15 protein-coding genes are annotated in these 14,648 nt (G+C 67.3%); 9 read left to right on the forward strand and 6 right to left on the reverse strand.

Annotated elements, in window-relative coordinates:
* Window positions 1–221: 221 nt before the first annotated feature.
* Complete coding sequence (locus ACFYO1_RS39795; protein WP_387243472.1) at window positions 222–770, forward strand: hypothetical protein; 549 nt, start codon at window positions 222–224, stop codon at window positions 768–770.
* A gap of 47 nt (window positions 771–817) precedes the next feature.
* On the opposite strand, the gene ACFYO1_RS39800 is transcribed toward ACFYO1_RS39795, so the two are convergent.
* On the reverse strand, window positions 818–1,405 hold the full coding sequence (locus ACFYO1_RS39800) for a TetR/AcrR family transcriptional regulator (RefSeq protein WP_387243475.1): 588 nt from the start codon (window positions 1,403–1,405) through the stop codon (window positions 818–820).
* Window positions 1,406–1,507: 102 nt separating this feature from the next.
* On the opposite strand from ACFYO1_RS39800, the gene ACFYO1_RS39805 reads away from it, so the two are divergent.
* The 3 genes from ACFYO1_RS39805 (at window position 1,508) to ACFYO1_RS39815 (ending at window position 3,629) form a co-directional block, all read left to right on the forward strand.
* Window positions 1,508–2,695 (forward strand): FAD-dependent monooxygenase, encoded by a 1,188-nt coding sequence (locus ACFYO1_RS39805; protein WP_387243478.1) that lies wholly within the window; start codon window positions 1,508–1,510, stop codon window positions 2,693–2,695.
* Window positions 2,696–2,814: 119 nt separating this feature from the next.
* Window positions 2,815–3,279 (forward strand): hypothetical protein, encoded by a 465-nt coding sequence (locus tag ACFYO1_RS39810; RefSeq protein WP_387243481.1) that lies wholly within the window; start codon window positions 2,815–2,817, stop codon window positions 3,277–3,279.
* Window positions 3,276–3,629 carry a hypothetical protein gene (locus ACFYO1_RS39815; protein WP_387243484.1) on the forward strand — a complete coding sequence of 118 codons (354 nt, stop codon included), beginning with the start codon at window positions 3,276–3,278 and terminating at the stop codon, window positions 3,627–3,629. The genes ACFYO1_RS39810 and ACFYO1_RS39815 overlap by 4 nt, the downstream gene beginning before the upstream one ends.
* Before the next feature lie 59 nt (window positions 3,630–3,688).
* Here the strand turns inward: ACFYO1_RS39815 and ACFYO1_RS39820 are convergent, their stop codons facing one another.
* Entirely contained in the window at window positions 3,689–4,519 is an 831-nt protein-coding gene (locus ACFYO1_RS39820) for a thioesterase family protein (RefSeq protein ID WP_387243487.1), read from the reverse strand.
* A 28-nt stretch (window positions 4,520–4,547) separates the two neighbouring features.
* Window positions 4,548–6,200, reverse strand: a complete 1,653-nt coding sequence (locus tag ACFYO1_RS39825; protein ID WP_387243490.1) for an acyl-CoA synthetase — start codon at window positions 6,198–6,200, stop codon at window positions 4,548–4,550.
* Window positions 6,201–6,261: 61 nt separating this feature from the next.
* On the opposite strand from ACFYO1_RS39825, the gene ACFYO1_RS39830 reads away from it, so the two are divergent.
* Window positions 6,262–7,044, forward strand: coding sequence for a crotonase/enoyl-CoA hydratase family protein (locus ACFYO1_RS39830; protein ID WP_387243493.1), 783 nt, complete (start codon window positions 6,262–6,264; stop codon window positions 7,042–7,044).
* Window positions 7,045–7,097: 53 nt separating this feature from the next.
* On the opposite strand, the gene ACFYO1_RS39835 is transcribed toward ACFYO1_RS39830, so the two are convergent.
* Window positions 7,098–7,511 (reverse strand): VOC family protein, encoded by a 414-nt coding sequence (locus ACFYO1_RS39835; RefSeq protein WP_387243496.1) that lies wholly within the window; start codon window positions 7,509–7,511, stop codon window positions 7,098–7,100.
* A gap of 190 nt (window positions 7,512–7,701) precedes the next feature.
* Between ACFYO1_RS39835 and ACFYO1_RS39840 the strand changes: the two genes are divergently transcribed.
* Window positions 7,702–8,700: a sigma-70 family RNA polymerase sigma factor gene (locus ACFYO1_RS39840; protein WP_387243499.1), complete on the forward strand. Its 999-nt coding sequence runs from the start codon at window positions 7,702–7,704 to the stop codon at window positions 8,698–8,700.
* Window positions 8,701–8,749: 49 nt separating this feature from the next.
* Here ACFYO1_RS39840 and ACFYO1_RS39845 read toward each other — a convergent pair whose 3' ends face one another.
* Window positions 8,750–10,306: an acyl-CoA synthetase gene (locus ACFYO1_RS39845; RefSeq protein ID WP_387243502.1), complete on the reverse strand. Its 1,557-nt coding sequence runs from the start codon at window positions 10,304–10,306 to the stop codon at window positions 8,750–8,752.
* Between the two features lie 22 nt (window positions 10,307–10,328).
* Window positions 10,329–11,366: an LLM class F420-dependent oxidoreductase gene (locus ACFYO1_RS39850; RefSeq protein WP_387243505.1), complete on the reverse strand. Its 1,038-nt coding sequence runs from the start codon at window positions 11,364–11,366 to the stop codon at window positions 10,329–10,331.
* Window positions 11,367–11,499: 133 nt separating this feature from the next.
* Between ACFYO1_RS39850 and ACFYO1_RS39855 the strand changes: the two genes are divergently transcribed.
* The 3 genes from ACFYO1_RS39855 to ACFYO1_RS39865 are packed head-to-tail and all read left to right on the forward strand — an operon-like array spanning window position 11,500 to window position 14,646.
* Complete coding sequence (locus tag ACFYO1_RS39855; RefSeq protein WP_387243507.1) at window positions 11,500–12,441, forward strand: Zn-ribbon domain-containing OB-fold protein; 942 nt, start codon at window positions 11,500–11,502, stop codon at window positions 12,439–12,441.
* Window positions 12,442–12,451: 10 nt separating this feature from the next.
* Window positions 12,452–13,483, forward strand: coding sequence for a thiolase domain-containing protein (locus ACFYO1_RS39860; protein ID WP_387243510.1), 1,032 nt, complete (start codon window positions 12,452–12,454; stop codon window positions 13,481–13,483).
* The gene (locus ACFYO1_RS39865) at window positions 13,480–14,646 is read left to right on the forward strand and encodes a thiolase domain-containing protein (protein ID WP_387243513.1); all 1,167 of its coding nucleotides are present in this window, start codon (window positions 13,480–13,482) and stop codon (window positions 14,644–14,646) included. Before ACFYO1_RS39860 ends, ACFYO1_RS39865 begins: the two co-directional genes overlap by 4 nt.
* Window positions 14,647–14,648 lie beyond the last annotated feature (2 nt).

Below are 14,648 nucleotides of genomic sequence, written 5' to 3' on the forward strand. Positions count from 1 at the left end.
CGGCAATTGCACTGCGGGCAAAGCTATTTGCGTCGGCAACCCGCCGCGCACCGGATCGGCAGCGGCCGAAGAACGAAGCCATCCGCGCACGTGCCGGCACCGAATATCGGGCATGTCCCGGGCAACAGCCCGCGTGACACCGACGTGCGCACCGCGCATCGAATATTCCGGAGGACGCTATTCCAGCCGTACGTTCCGCCCTCGCCCGCATCTCGGTCGCCGTGCTCGGCCTCCTGGCCGTCGCCGGTGCCAGTCCAGCGGCCGACGCCCGCCCCGACGCTCCGGCCAACGGGCAGGGTACCGAGACCGCGATACCGGCGGCAGACCTCACCGCGTTGATCACGCAGGCGGGCGCCCGCGCCGCCAGCGCCAAGGCACGCGGCGCATCCGCGCTCGCGGCGGTGGCCACCGTCACCACCAATGAGCCGGGAACCGCGCCGAGCGACCCGGCCGACGTGGAGATCCAGCCGCACGACACCGCCCAATTCATCCAGTTCCGGCCGTTCCTGCCTGCCGCACAGAAGGCGACGGTAGTGGCGGCCAAGGCCGCGACCGCCGCCCTCATCAGCATTGAAAAGCTGCCGCACCCACCGAAGGACGTCCAGCTGACCGCGGCGGTGGCGAAGCGGGCCGCCGACAAGGCCGCGGCGACACCGACCGATATCGCGCTCGCCAACGCCGCCGCGACCGCGGAGAACAATGCCCTCGCGGCCAGCGCGGTCGCGTTCGGCACGACCGCGACCAAGGTCGAGTGGGTCAGCGCCAGCTAGCCGCCGGCCGGTCCAGGATCGAGCCGGTCGCGTTCAGCCAGTCGAAGTCAGCTCGGAGCGGTCGAAGTCAGGTAGTGCTGAAGGGTCGGCGCGATGTCGGCGATGAGCTCGTCGCGGGTGAACGCGACGACCGGAGGGATGCGCAGGATGTAGCGGCAGAGCGCTATGCCGAGAAGCTGGGTGACGACCAGTCCGCTGCGGCGGGGGCCGTCGGCGGGATCGCCGAAGCGCAGGACGGCGGGCAAGACCTGCTGGGCGAAGACATTGCGGAAGCGTTCGGTGACGGCTTCGTCGGTGATGGACGAGCGCAGCAAGGTCAGCAGAACGGCGTTGCCCGGCGGCTCTTCCCAGAGGGCGAGGAAACGGCGGATCAGTAGTTCGCCGACCTCGCCCTCGTCGGCGGCGGCGAGATCGGGCAGCGCCAGATCGATGTCGACCGCGGCGGCGAACAGTCCGTCCTTGCTGCCGAAGTAGCGCATGACCATGGACGGGTCGATGGCCGCGTCCCCCGCGATGGCGCGAATGGTCGCCTTGCCGTATCCCTCGGCGGCGAACCGGGTACGGGCGGCGTCCAGGATCGCCGCGCGCGTGGCGTCGGAGCGGCGCGCAGGCTGTTGATCAGGCTCGATCGTCATGCCAACGAATGTAGGCCAACAACTGTTGACTTTGCAACGCGCACCAGGCTACGGTTATGCCAACAGGCGTTGGCCTACAGTTGTTGACCGTCAGGAGTTCGAATGAACACCATCCAGAACCCGCTCCCGGACACCACCTCCGTCGTGATCGTCGGCGCGGGCCCCGCAGGCTTGACCGCCGCGATCACCCTGGCCGACGCCGGAGTCGACTTCGTCCTGCTCGACCGTCTCGCCGAGGGCGCCAACACCTCTCGCGCCGCCGTCGTGCACGCCAGGACCCTCGAGGTCCTGCACGAACTCGGCATCGCCGAGGAACTCGTCGCCAAAGGCCTTGTGGTGCCGCGATTCACGGTGCACGACGGCGCCCGCACCCTGGCCACCATCCGATTCGACAGCCTGCCGACCCGGTACCCGTACACCCTCATGGCGCCGCAGGACACTACCGAGGCGGTGCTGCTCGCGCGGCTGCGCAAGGCGGGCGGCGACGTCCACCGGCCGTATCAGGTGACCCGGGTCGCCGACGAAAACAACGGCGTCACTGTGGAATACACCGACGCCGCAGGCACCACCGGTACCCTGCGCGCCGACTACGTCATCGGCGCCGACGGCATGCACAGCGTCGTCCGCGAGCAGGCGGGCATCGGATTCACCGGCGACACCTACCCCGCCTCCTTCGTCCTCGCCGACGTCCGCATGGACTGGCCGATCGCCCGTGACGAAGTGGCACTGCATCTTTCACCGGAGGGTGTCACCGTCGTCGCTCCCCTGCCCGACGAATCCGAGCCGAACCGCTACCGCGTGGTCGCCACCGTCGACGAGGCTCCCGAACACCCCACCCGCGACGACATCCAGACCATCCTCGACACCCGCGGCCCCGGCAGCGACATCAAAGTCCGTGAGGTGCTGTGGAGTTCACGCTTCCGCGTCCACCACCGCGTCGCCGACCACTACCGCGCCGGCCGGATCCTCCTGGCCGGCGACGCCGCCCACGTACACAGCCCGGCAGGCGGCCAGGGCATGAACACCGGAATCCAAGACGCCGCCACCCTCGGCCCACTGCTCGCCCGAGTCCTCGCCGGCGAGCCGGACACCCTGCTCGACACCTACGAAACCACCAGGCGCCCGATCGCCCTCGACGTAGTCGCCTTCACCGACCGCATGACCCGCATGGCCACCCTCACCCCCCGCCCCGCCCGCGCCCTCCGCAACCTCGCCATGTCCACCCTCACCCGAATCCCCAACGTCCGCAACGCCCTCGCCTACCGCCTGGCCGAACTCGCCAACCGCTGACCTGACGATGGCACCCGAGGAGGCATCCGGTTGGGCCAGGTGGTCAGCATCTCCGAACTCGCCAATCGTTGGGCAAAAGATCACTGAACTACTTCAGCACTTCCCGTAAGATGGCTGGCATGAGCTCGAAGTCCTTCCCCTTCAGCGACCTGGTTCGCAAGCAGACCTCGGTGTTCCCGGCGCTCGACGATGCCGACGTGATTCTCGAGCGCCGCGACGCCGAGAATCTGGTGCTGTCGCGGTCCGAGCGATTCGAAGCAAAGGAAACCGCGATCCGCCTGCTGGCCCGGGCCATCGCGATCATCGCAAGGACGAACCGGAGCATGGCCGAGGAAGTCTTCTCGGAGGAGCTGCCCTGGTTGAGGTGGCTGCCGGAAACCGGACGCACCGAGGCGGTCAAGGAACTACTGGAGCATTTGATCGCCGGCGCCGACACCGGCCTGTTCACCCCATTCGCCCGCGACCTCGTCGCATGGCAACACACCGCCGAGATCTACGCCCAGCCAGAACTGGTCGAGCGCCTAACCGGCACCTTCGACCGCGACGACTTCACCGAGGTGGTCCGCCCCGGCGGTGGCAAATGAAGCTGCGCAAAGGTGAAGAAGTTCCCCGGCCGCGACCTTGGCGGGTGGTCGTACACAACCTCAATGCCGGACGCGGATGGGCCGAATTGCTTGCCCAGGCACCAGGCAACCTTGATCGCGCTTGGGTCGAGATCACCAGCGACCCACGCAGCGTCGCGAATCCATCCCGGCAACACCGACTCAAATACGACCTGAAGTCGATCAAGCTGGGTGGCAACGAACTCGAACAATGGCAGTACGAGATCACGGGCGGTGGCCGAATCTGGTACGCCATCGATGACGCGGAACGCACTCTTTATCTGACGCTTGCCGGTACCGGACATCCCCGGCAGACCGACCGTCGGCGCTAGAGGAGGCCCGGCACCGCCGGAATCGAACGTATCTGGAACTCCGACATACGCGAAAGGTGTTACTGGATAACGGCTTTCGCGAGGGAAAGGTCGCCGTCGGTGAAGTCGACCTGGCGTTCGGCGTTGGACAGGGCGGTGACTACGCAGGTGCCGAAGGGGCCGGTTCGGTCGAACAGGGTTGCGCTGCCGACGGCGACGCCGTCGGCGCTGAGGTGACTGTCGGCTTCGACGCCGATCTCGGAGCCGACCGGGGTGCGCGCCAGTGCCAGGGTCATGTCGGTGTTGATGAAGCCGACGCCGGCGCTGCCCCAGTTGGTCATCAGGCTGGTGGCCTCGCCGAGCACCACGGCACCGACGAAGGGTGAGGGCGGTTCGCCTTCCAGCACCGGTAGCGGCACCTGCCACATGCGCTTTCGGCTGTCGTTCTGGTGTTCGCCGATCGCGGCGGACCAGCCGTCGGCGTGTGCGTCACTGCCGAAGAGCGGGCGCGTGACCTCGGTGGCGACCGGCACGGACGGCGGCTGCGGAAGCTCCGTGCGCGTCCACACCTGTCCGGGCGGCTGGATCGAGCGCTTGAGAAAGACGACGGTCGCCCTGGCGACGTCGACGCCGTCCTGCATCAGCGCGGCGTCGGCGACGCGGATCCGCCTGCCGTCCCGGACCAGTTCCGTCACCACGGTCACCGGTTTGGCCAGGGTGGGCCGGAACAGGTCTACGGTCAGCCGGGCGGGAACGAAACCCGCCGAACAGTGCTGCTGTTCCAGCGCTCTGGCCATCAGTCCACAGACCGCGGGCCCGTTGATCATCGTGGGCGACCAGGCACTCGCGGCGAACGGCAACGGCTCGAAGCCGTGCGCGGTCGCCTCGAAGTACCCGAAGCGGACATCCACTGTCGATTTCCCCCTGTTTCCGATGGACCTACTTGCGGCTCGCCTCGGAGTGCTCGTCGGCGGCACGCTCCTCGGTCTGTGCCTTGGCCCAACGATAGTCGGGCTTGCCCGCCGGGGAGCGCTTGATCTCGTCGACGAACCAGAGGCTGCGGGGCAGCTTGTAGGGGGCGATCTCCTTGGTGAGGAAAGGGCGCAGATCATCGATGGTGGGCCGGTTTTCGCCACGGCACTGCACGACCGCGGCGACGCGCTGACCCCAGCGTTCGTCCTCGACGCCGACCACCAGGGCGTCGAAGATCTCCGGGTGCGTCTTCAGCGCGCCCTCGACCTCTTCGGGGTAGATCTTCTCGCCGCCGCTGTTGATGCTGACCGAACCGCGGCCGAGCATGGTGACCGTGCCGTCCTCCTCGACCCGGGCGTAGTCGCCGGGGATGGCATAGCGAATTCCGTTGTACTCCTTGAACGTCGCGGCGGTCTTCGCCTCGTCCTTGTAGTAGCCGAGCGGAATGTGCCCGCGCCGGGCCAGAATTCCGACCACGCCCGAACCCGGCCGCACCGGGTTCCCGTCCTCGTCGAGCACCTCGGTGGAGCCGTCGATCTTCACCCGCGGCCCGCCGGTGTGGTTGACGCCCTTGGCCACGATGGACAGGCCACCGAATCCGGTCTCCGAGGAGCCGATGGAATCGGAGATCATCCGGTTCGGCAGCAACTCCAGGAACTGGTCCTTGAGCGCGGGCGAGAACAGCGCCGCGCTGCTGGCCATCACGTACAGGCTCGAAAGATCATAGGGCTGACCGGTTTCCGGGTTGCCCTCGATCAGCGCGTCCAGCATCGGCCGCGCCATCGCGTCGCCGGTGATGAAGATCAGGTTGATCTTGTGCCGGTCGATCGCCTGCCACACGCCGTGCCCGCTGAACTCGGGCAGCATCACGGCCTTGCCGCCGTCGAACAGGCTGTGGAAGGTCGCGGTCTGCGAACCGCCGTGGATCATCGGCGGAATCGGGAACCGGACCATGCTCGGGTTGTTGGCCGCGCCCACCTTGGACTGCTGCCACTCGTCCTCGATCGGCTCGCCGGTGATGAAGTTGATGCCGCCGCCGAGCACCCGCCACCAGTCCTCGTGCCGCCACATCACGCCCTTCGGCAGGCCGGTGGTGCCGCCGGTGTAGAGCATGAAGATGTCGTCAGGGGAACGCTCACCGAAGTCCCGCTCGCCCGAGGACTGCGCGAGCGCCGTCTCGTATTCCACCGAATCCGCTGCGGTCGGGATCGTCCCGGTCGTATCGTCGTCGACGACGAGAACCGTCTTCAGCAGCGGTGTCTTCGGCCGGACCGCGGCCACCCGATCGCTGTAGCGGCGCTCGTGGATCAGCGCGACCATGTCCGAATTGTCGAAGATATATTGCAACTCGTTCTCGACGTATCGGAAGTTCACGTTGATCATCACCGCGCGCGCCTTGAACACCGCGACCATCGCCTCGACGGCCTCGATCGTGTTGCGCGAGTAGATGCCTACCTTGTCACCCGGCTTGACACCGTGTTCGAGCAGGTAGTGAGCCAACTTGTTGGCACGCTCCTCCAGCTGTGCGTAGGTCACCTCGCGGCCGTCGTCAGCGAGCGCGACGCGGTCGGGCATCAGGTCGATGGAGTGTTCGACAAGGTCCGCTATGTTGTAGCTCACAGGCTAAAAATAGAACGTGTTACTGTTCCTGGCAAGGGTGCGAACGTCAGGAGATTCGTCAATGCCACACTGCCTCGTCGAGAAGCGCGACCATGTCCTCATCGTGACGATGAATCGCCCCGAGGCGCGCAATGCGCTGTCGGCGGAAATGATGGCGATCATGCGGGATGCCTGGGACCAGGTGGACAGCGATCCGGACATCCGGGTGGCGATCCTGACCGGCGCCGGCGGCGCGTTCTGCGCGGGCGCGGACCTCAAGGCGATGACGGCCCAGCACCCCGGCGATTCGTTCGCGGGCGGCGGCTGGGACCTGTCCAAGATCGAGGCGCTGCTCAAGGGCCGCAGGCTGACCAAGCCGCTGATCGCGGCGGTCGAGGGCGCGGCCATCGCGGGCGGCACCGAGATCCTGCAGGGCACCGACATCCGGGTGGCCGGCGAAAGCGCGAAATTCGGTGTGTCCGAGGCCCGCTGGGGACTGTTCCCGCTCGGCGGGTCCGCGGTGCGCCTGGTCCGGCAGATTCCGTACACCGTGGCCGCCGACATCTTGCTGACCGGCAGGCACGTCACCGCCGCCGAGGCCAAGGAAATCGGGCTGATCGGGCATGTGGTGCCGGACGGCGGCGCGCTGGACAAGGCGCTCGAGCTGGCCGCGCTGATCGCCGCGAACGGCCCGCTGGCGGTGCAGGCCATCCTGCGCACCATCCGGGACACCGAGGGCATGCACGAGGAAGAGGCCTTCCAGATCGACGCGAAGCTCGGCATGGCCGTCTTCCGGTCGACCGATGCCAAAGAGGGTCCGAAGGCCTTCGCGGAGAAGCGCAAGCCGACGTTTACCGGCAGCTGACGAACAGCCGCCCCCGGCGCCTTCCGGTACCGGGGGCGGCGCTTGCCGAGGACTCAGCCGGTGTAATCCATCCAGAACGGCTCCCACTGATGGCCGTCCGGATCCAGGAAGCTGCGGCTGTACATGCCGACCTGCTCCTCCTGCGCGCGTTTGTCCGCGTTGATCTCCTCGGTGCCGCCCGCGGCGAGCGCGGCGGTCGCGAGCGCGTCCACCTCCGCGGCGCTGGTCAGCGCCAATCCGTAAGTGGCGCCGACCTTCTCGCCGGTGTCGGCGACCTCGCGCCGGCAGAAGGTGGTGAAGAACTGGGTGGTCAGCAGCATGAGGCAGATGTTGTCGTCGATGACGATGCAGGCCGCGTTGTCGTCGGTGAACTCCTGGTTGACCTTCCAGCCGAGTGCCTCGTAGAAATCCTTCGACCGATTCAGCTCGGCGACGGGTAGGTTGAGAAAAATCATCCGGCTGGTCATGTCGGGCACCTTTTCGTAGTCCGCCTGTTTAGTTGCGCATCAATAGAGACGAATCCCGGCGGCCGAACTAATCGCTCGCCCACACGGTGTGACCGCACCCACTGCGGCGGGCCGCCCGATGATCTTGATGGTGCTGGTAGCGGACTTTTGGGTCTCGAATGTGTCGGTGGGCTGTGGCAGGGTGACACCCATGAACGACTTGTCCGGCCAGACCGCCGGCCTCGCTCCCGACGTGCTCGAATCCTTCGAGAAACACCGCCGGGAATTGTGCGCTTACGCTTACCGCATGCTCGGCTCGTCCTTCGAGGCCGAGGATGCCGTCCAGGAGACCTTCACCCGCGCGTGGAAGTCCTACGACTCGTTCGAGGGCCGCGCGAGCCTGCGCTCCTGGCTGTATCGAATCACCACCAACGTCTGCCTCGACATGCTCGACGGACCGCAGCGCCGGGCCAGGCCGATGGACCTGTCCGGACCGTCGCGACCGGATTCGCCGCTACCCGCGCCCCAGCCGGATTACGTCTGGATCGAGCCGATCCCGAACGCGCTGGCCTTCGGCGCCGACCCGGCCGACCACGCCTCGGCCAAGGACACCCTGCGTCTGGCGTTCGTCGCGGCCTGTCAGCACCTGCCCGCGACCCAGCGCGCGATCCTGATCATGCGCGAGGTGCTGCGGTTCTCCGCCAACGAGACCGCCGAGGCGCTCACCATGTCCCCCGCGTCGGTCAACAGCGCGCTGCAACGGGCCAGGGCCACCATGTCGAAGGTGCAGCCGGCCGCCACGGATACCTACGACGAGTCGAACGAGGATCAGCGCAAGCTGATCGACAACTTCGTCGAGGCGTTCGAGGCCTACGATATGGACGCCCTCACCACGCTGCTGAAAACCGATGTGTCGCTGTCCATGCCGCCGCTCGAGTTCTGGGTCTCCGGCCCGGCCGACGTCACCGCGTTCATGCTCGGTCACGGCAGCGCTTGCCGTAATTCCCGCATGATCCGGCTGGAGGGCGCCAACGGCGAGCCCGCGTTCGGCCAGTACAAGCCCGGCGACGAGCCCGGCGTCTGGATCCCCTGGTCGGTCATCGTGCTCGAGCTGGACGGCGGCGCGGTGTCGAACATGTGCTTCTTCCTCGACACCGAGAAGCTGTTCCCCCTCTTCGGCCTGCCCCCGGAACTGCGCGAACCGGTCTGACGGCACAGCGAAGGCGACCTCCACGGTCCGGAGGTCGCCTTCGACGGTCCTACGACGCGGGCACGTACCGCTCGCGCAGCTTGCGCTTGTACAGCTTTCCGTTCGGGTCACGCGGCAGCTCGGCCAGATAGTCCACCGACTTCGGCATCTTGTACTTCGCCAATTGTGTTGCGGCGAAGGCCAGTAGCTCGGCGGTGAGTTCGTCGCCGCCCTCGATGCCCTCGGCGGGCTGCACCACGGCCTTGACCTCGGCGCCCCAATCCGGGTGCGGGATACCGAACACCGCGACATCGGCGACCTTCGGATGGGTGACCAGCACGTTCTCGATCTCGGCCGGGTAGATGTTCACGCCGCCGGACAGGATCAGGTCGGAGCGGCGATCGTGCAGGTAGAGATACCCGTCCTCGTCGAGGTGGCCGATGTCGCCCACGGTGAACAGGTCGCCGACGCGCGAATCCTCGGTCTTGGCCTTGTCGTGGTGGTATTCGAAACTCGAAGCGCCCATGCGCATGTAGACCAGGCCAGGCTCGCCGGCGGGCAGTTCGGAGCCGTCCTCCTCGCTGAGCACCTTGATCACCGACCACGGCCACGCCTTGCCGACCGAGCCGGGCTTCTGCAACCACTCGGTCCCGTTGATCACCGTGCCGCCACCCTCGGTGGCCGCGTAGTACTCGGTGACCGTCGGGCCCCACCACTCCAGCATCTTCCGCTTGGTTTCCGGCGGGCACGGCGCGGCGCCGTGAATCATGCTGCGCAACGAGGACACGTCGTACTTGGCCCGCACCTCTTCGGGCAGCGCGAGCAGCCGATGGAACTGGGTGGGCACCATGTGGCTGTGCGTCACCCGGTACTTGTCGATCAGCCGCAGCATGTCCTCGGCGTCCCAGCGATCCATGAGTATGAGTTTGTGCCCCAGCTGAATCGAGATGGTCGCGTAATTCAGCACCGCGGTGTGATAAAGCGGCGAGCCACAGATGTGCACGTGGTTGTCGTACGGCGCCAGGTCGAACAGGCCGAAGAACGCCGTCGTATGCGGCGGCACCACATCCGGGTCGGCGCCGGTCAGCGGACGGCGAACACCCTTGGGCCGCCCCGTGGTTCCGGACGTATAGAGCATCGGCGCGCCGGTGCTGCGATCGGACGGGCGCCCGGTGTCCGCCGCGCCGAGCCAGGCCACCGACTTGAAGCCCTCGATCTCACCGACCGAAAAGCGCGCCGAAGCAGGCAGATTCGCCTCGTCGGCGGCGGCCTTCCCGGTGGCCGCGAACCGATCGCTGACCAGGAACGCCTTCGCCTCGCTGTCCTGCAGGATGTAGGCGACCTCCGGGCCGGTGAGATGCCAGTTCACCGCGACGATGTACAGCCCGGCCTGGTACGCCGCGAAGTAGGCGGCGATCGCCTCGACGCAGTTGTGCACCATGCTCACCAGCACGTCGCCCGTTTCCAGGCCGAGCCCGCGCAGGCCGGTGGCATAGCGATTGGCCAGCGTGGCCAATTCGCGATATGTCACCTCCCGGCCCACCGGATCGACCATGGCGATCCGATCGGGTTCGGCTTCGGCGATGTTCCAGAGACCGAGAATTTCTACTGACTCCTGCGTCGTCATCTTATTGAATCTAGAACGTGTTCTACATATCGACAAGGGGTGCGAGCCGACGTAATTGTTCGACATCCGGAGCCGACACCAACATCATGGTGACGCCGGCCGCCGACCAGACCCCGAGTTGCTTGCGGACGTGCTCCTCGTCGCCGACGATCGCGGTATCCAGAATCATCTCGTCCGGCACCACGGCCGCGGCCTCGGCCTTCTTGCCCGCCAGGAACAGCCTGCCGATCTCGTCGACCTCGCGCTCGTAACCCATCCGCCGATAGACCTGCGCGTGGAAATTCTGTTCCGGCGCACCCATGCCGCCGATGTAGAGCGACATGATCCAGCGCATCTTCTCCAGCTCGCTCGCCGGGTCGTCGGTGATCACCACCTGGCAGCTCGCCGCGATCTCGAAGTCCGCGCGCGAGCGGCGCGCGCCGGCCCGGGCGAACCCCTCGTCCAGCCAGTCGTTGTACATGTTCGCCAGCCGCGGGGCGTAGTAGATGGCCAGCCAGCCGTCGGCGATTTCCGCGGTCAGGGCCACGTTCTTCGGCCCTTCCGCGCCGAGCCAGATCGGCAAATCCGCACGTAGCGGATGCACGATCGGCTTGAGCGGCTTGCCGAGTCCGGTCGATCCCGGGCCGGTGTAGGGCAGCGGGTAGTTCGGCCCGTCGTTGGTGACCGGCGCCTCGCGCTCGAGGATGCGCCGGACGATCCCGACGTATTCCCGGGTGCGCTGCAACGGCTTGGCGAACGGCTGCCCGTACCAGCCCTCCACCACCTGCGGCCCGGACACCCCGAGCCCGAGGATCGCCCGGCCGCCGCTGAGATGATCGAGCGTGAGCGCGTGCATCGCGGTCGCGGCCGGCGTGCGGGCCGACATCTGCACCACGGACGTACCGAGGCGCACCCGCTCGGTCGACGATCCCCACCAGGTCAGCGGGCCGAACGCGTCCGATCCCCACGATTCCGCGGCGAAGACCGCGTCGAACCCGGCCTCCTCGGCCGCGACCACCAACCCCCCCGCATTCCGCGGCGGCTGCGCCATCCAGTACCCGAGTTGCAGTCCGAACTTCATGGAACACCCTTTCCGAGCCAACTGCTTGCCAGCAGAATAAGAACCTGTTCTACTCGACATTGTGACTCAGGGGAATACTGCATCCGGCGTAATCGCGGATGGGAGAGGGTCGGATTTGAATACCGTGCCCGATGTGCTCAGCGCGCCCCTTCGGGTGCGATTCGACTACACCCGGTCCACCGGACCGACGATCGGCAATTTTCTGACCAATCTGCGCGCCCGCAAGCTCGTCGGGGTGCGCGGCTCGGACGGGCGAGTGCTGGTGCCGCCGCCGGAATACGATCCGGTGACCGCCGAACCGCTGACCGAGTTCGTCGATGTCGCCGAAACCGGCACCGTCGAAACCTGGACCTGGGTGCGCGAGCCGTTGCCTGGCCAGCCGTTCGACCGGCCGTTCGCCTGGGCGTTGATCCGGCTGGACGGCGCGGACACCACGCTGCTGCACGCGGTCGATGTCGCCGCACCCGAGGACATCCATACCGGCCTGCGCGTGCGGGTCAAGTGGGCCGCGGAGACCACCGGCAGCATCCACGACATCGCCTCGTTCGTGCCGGGCGAGGAATCCGAGGCGGCCGTGGCCGCGGCCGACGGCGAACCGGTCACGGTGATCACCACGCCGGTGGACCTGAGCTACAAGCACACCGCCTCGCCGCAGGAGACCGTCTACCTGCGCGGACTCGCCGAGGGCAAGCTGCTCGGCGGGCGCACCGACGCCGCGGGCAAGGTGTACTTCCCGCCGCGCGGCGCCAACCCGACCGACGGCAGGCCCACCGACGAGGTCGTCGAACTGCCCGACCGCGGCACGGTCACCACGTTCTGCATCGTGAACGTGCCGTTCCTCGGTCAGCGGATCAAGCCGCCCTACGTCGCCGCCTATGTGCTGCTGGACGGCGCGGACATCCCGGTGCTGCACCTCGTACTCGGTTGCGAGGCAAGCGAAGTGCGGATGGGCATGCGGGTGGAAGCGGTGTGGAAGCCGCGCGAGGAGTGGGGCTTCGGCCTGGAGAACGTGGACCACTTCCGTCCCTCCGGCGAGCCCGACGCCGAGTACGACACCTACAAGCATCACCTCTGAGAGGCGCACGTTGACTGACAACGACATCGCGGTCGTGGGTTTCGCTCACGCGCCGCACGTGCCGGAGACCTTCGGCACCACCAATGGTGTGGAGATGCTGGTGCCCTGCTTCCAGCAGCTCTACAGTCAGCTCGGCATCACCAAGTCCGACATCGACTTCTGGTGCTCCGGCTCCTCCGATTACCTTGCCGGACGCGCTTTTTCGTTCATCTCGGCGATCGACGCGATCGGCGCGGTGCCGCCGATCAACGAGTCGCACGTGGAGATGGACGCCGCCTGGGCGCTGTACGAGGCGTGGGTGAAACTGCGCTCGGGACAGGCGACGACCGCGCTGGTGTACGGATTCGGCAAGTCCTCGGCGGGCACGCTGCGTCAGGTGCTCACCATGCAGCTCGATCCGTATCTGGTGACTCCGCTGTGGCCGGACGCCTGGTCCATCGCGGGCCTGCAGGCCAGGGCCGGGCTCGACGCGGGTCGCTGGACCGAACGCGATATGGCGGCGGTGGCCGCGGGTGACGGCGGCGATGTCGAAAGCCTGCTCGATGCACCCTATGTCGCGGACCCGCTGCGCGCGCACGACGTCGCGCCGATCACCGACGGCGCGGCCGCGATCGTGCTCGCGGTCGGCGACCGGGCGCGCGAACTCTGCGAGCGCCCGGCCTGGATCACCGGCATCGCGCACCGGGTGGACACCCCGGTGCTCGGCGCGCGCGACCTGACCGTCTCGCCGTCGACTTCGGCTGCGGCGCAGGCGGTTACCGGCGGCGACAGCACGTTCGACCTCGCCGAGCTGCACGCGCCGTTCAGTCATCAACAGCTGATTCTGGCCGAGGCGATCGGCCTGAAGAACGGCACCAGGGTGAACCCATCGGGCGGCGCGCTCGCCGCGAACCCGATGTTCTCGGCCGGCCTGGAGCGCATCGGTTTCGCCGCGAAGGCCATCATGGCGGGCGATGCGAATCGCGCCCTCGCCCATGCCACCAGCGGGCCCGCGTTGCAGCAAAACCTTGTGACAGTTCTGAATTCGGAGGCGAGCCGATGAGTGTCCCGGCCGCGGTGCTCGGCACCGGACAAACCCATCACGTGACGAAAAGAACCGATGTATCGATGGCGGGCATGTGCCGCGAAGCCATCGATCGCGCGCTCGAAGACTCCGGTCTCACCATTGCCGATATCGATGCGGTAGTGGTCGGCAAGGCGCCGGATCTGTTCGAGGGCGTGATGATGCCCGAGCTGTATCTGGCGGATGCGTTGGGCGCCACCGGAAAACCGCTGTTGCGCGTGCATACCGCCGGTTCGGTCGGCGGCTCCACCGGCGTGGTCGCCGCCAATCTGGTGCAGGCGGGGGTGCACAAGCGGGTGCTCGCGATCGCCTGGGAAAAGCAGTCGGAGTCGAATGCCATGTGGGCGTTGTCGATTCCGGTGCCGTTCACCATGCCGGTCGGCGCGGGCGCCGGCGGCTACTTCGCCCCGCACGTGCGCTCCTACATCCGGCGCTCCAACGCGCCGAGCCATATCGGCGCGATGGTCGCGGTCAAGGATCGCCGCAACGGCGCGAAGAACCCCCTGGCGCACCTGAAACAGCCCGACATCACGCTGGAATCGGTGCTGGCCTCGCAGATGCTGTGGGATCCCATCCGTTTCGACGAGACCTGCCCGTCCTCCGACGGCGCGTGCGCTCTGGTGATCGGCGACGAAGAGGCGGCGGCCGCGGTCGAGGCCACTGGCAAAAAGGTCGCATGGGTGCACGGCACCGCGATGCGTACCGAGCCGACCACCTTCGCCGGCCGCGATCAGGTGAACCCGCAGGCAGGCCAGGACGCCGCCGCCGCGCTGTGGCAGGCGGCCGGAATCACCGACCCGCTCAACGAGATCGACGTGGCCGAGATCTACGTGCCGTTCTCCTGGTTCGAGCCGATGTGGCTGGAGAACCTCGGCTTCGTGCCGCAGGGCGACGGCTGGAAACTCACCGACAAGGGCGAAACCGAGATCGGCGGCATCCTTCCGGTCAACCCGTCCGGCGGCGTGCTCTCCTCCAACCCGATCGGCGCCTCCGGGCTGATCCGCTTCGCCGAGGCGGCCAAGCAGGTCATGGGCCGGGCCGGGGCCTACCAGGTCGAGGGAGCGCGCAAGGCCTTCGGCCACGCCTACGGCGGTGGCTCCCAGTACTTCTCGATGTGGGTAGTCGGGTCGGAAAAGCGATGAGC

Origin of the sequence: Nocardia sp. NPDC006044, from assembly GCF_042871115.1 — a bacterium.
Lineage (GTDB): Bacteria > Actinomycetota > Actinomycetes > Mycobacteriales > Mycobacteriaceae > Nocardia.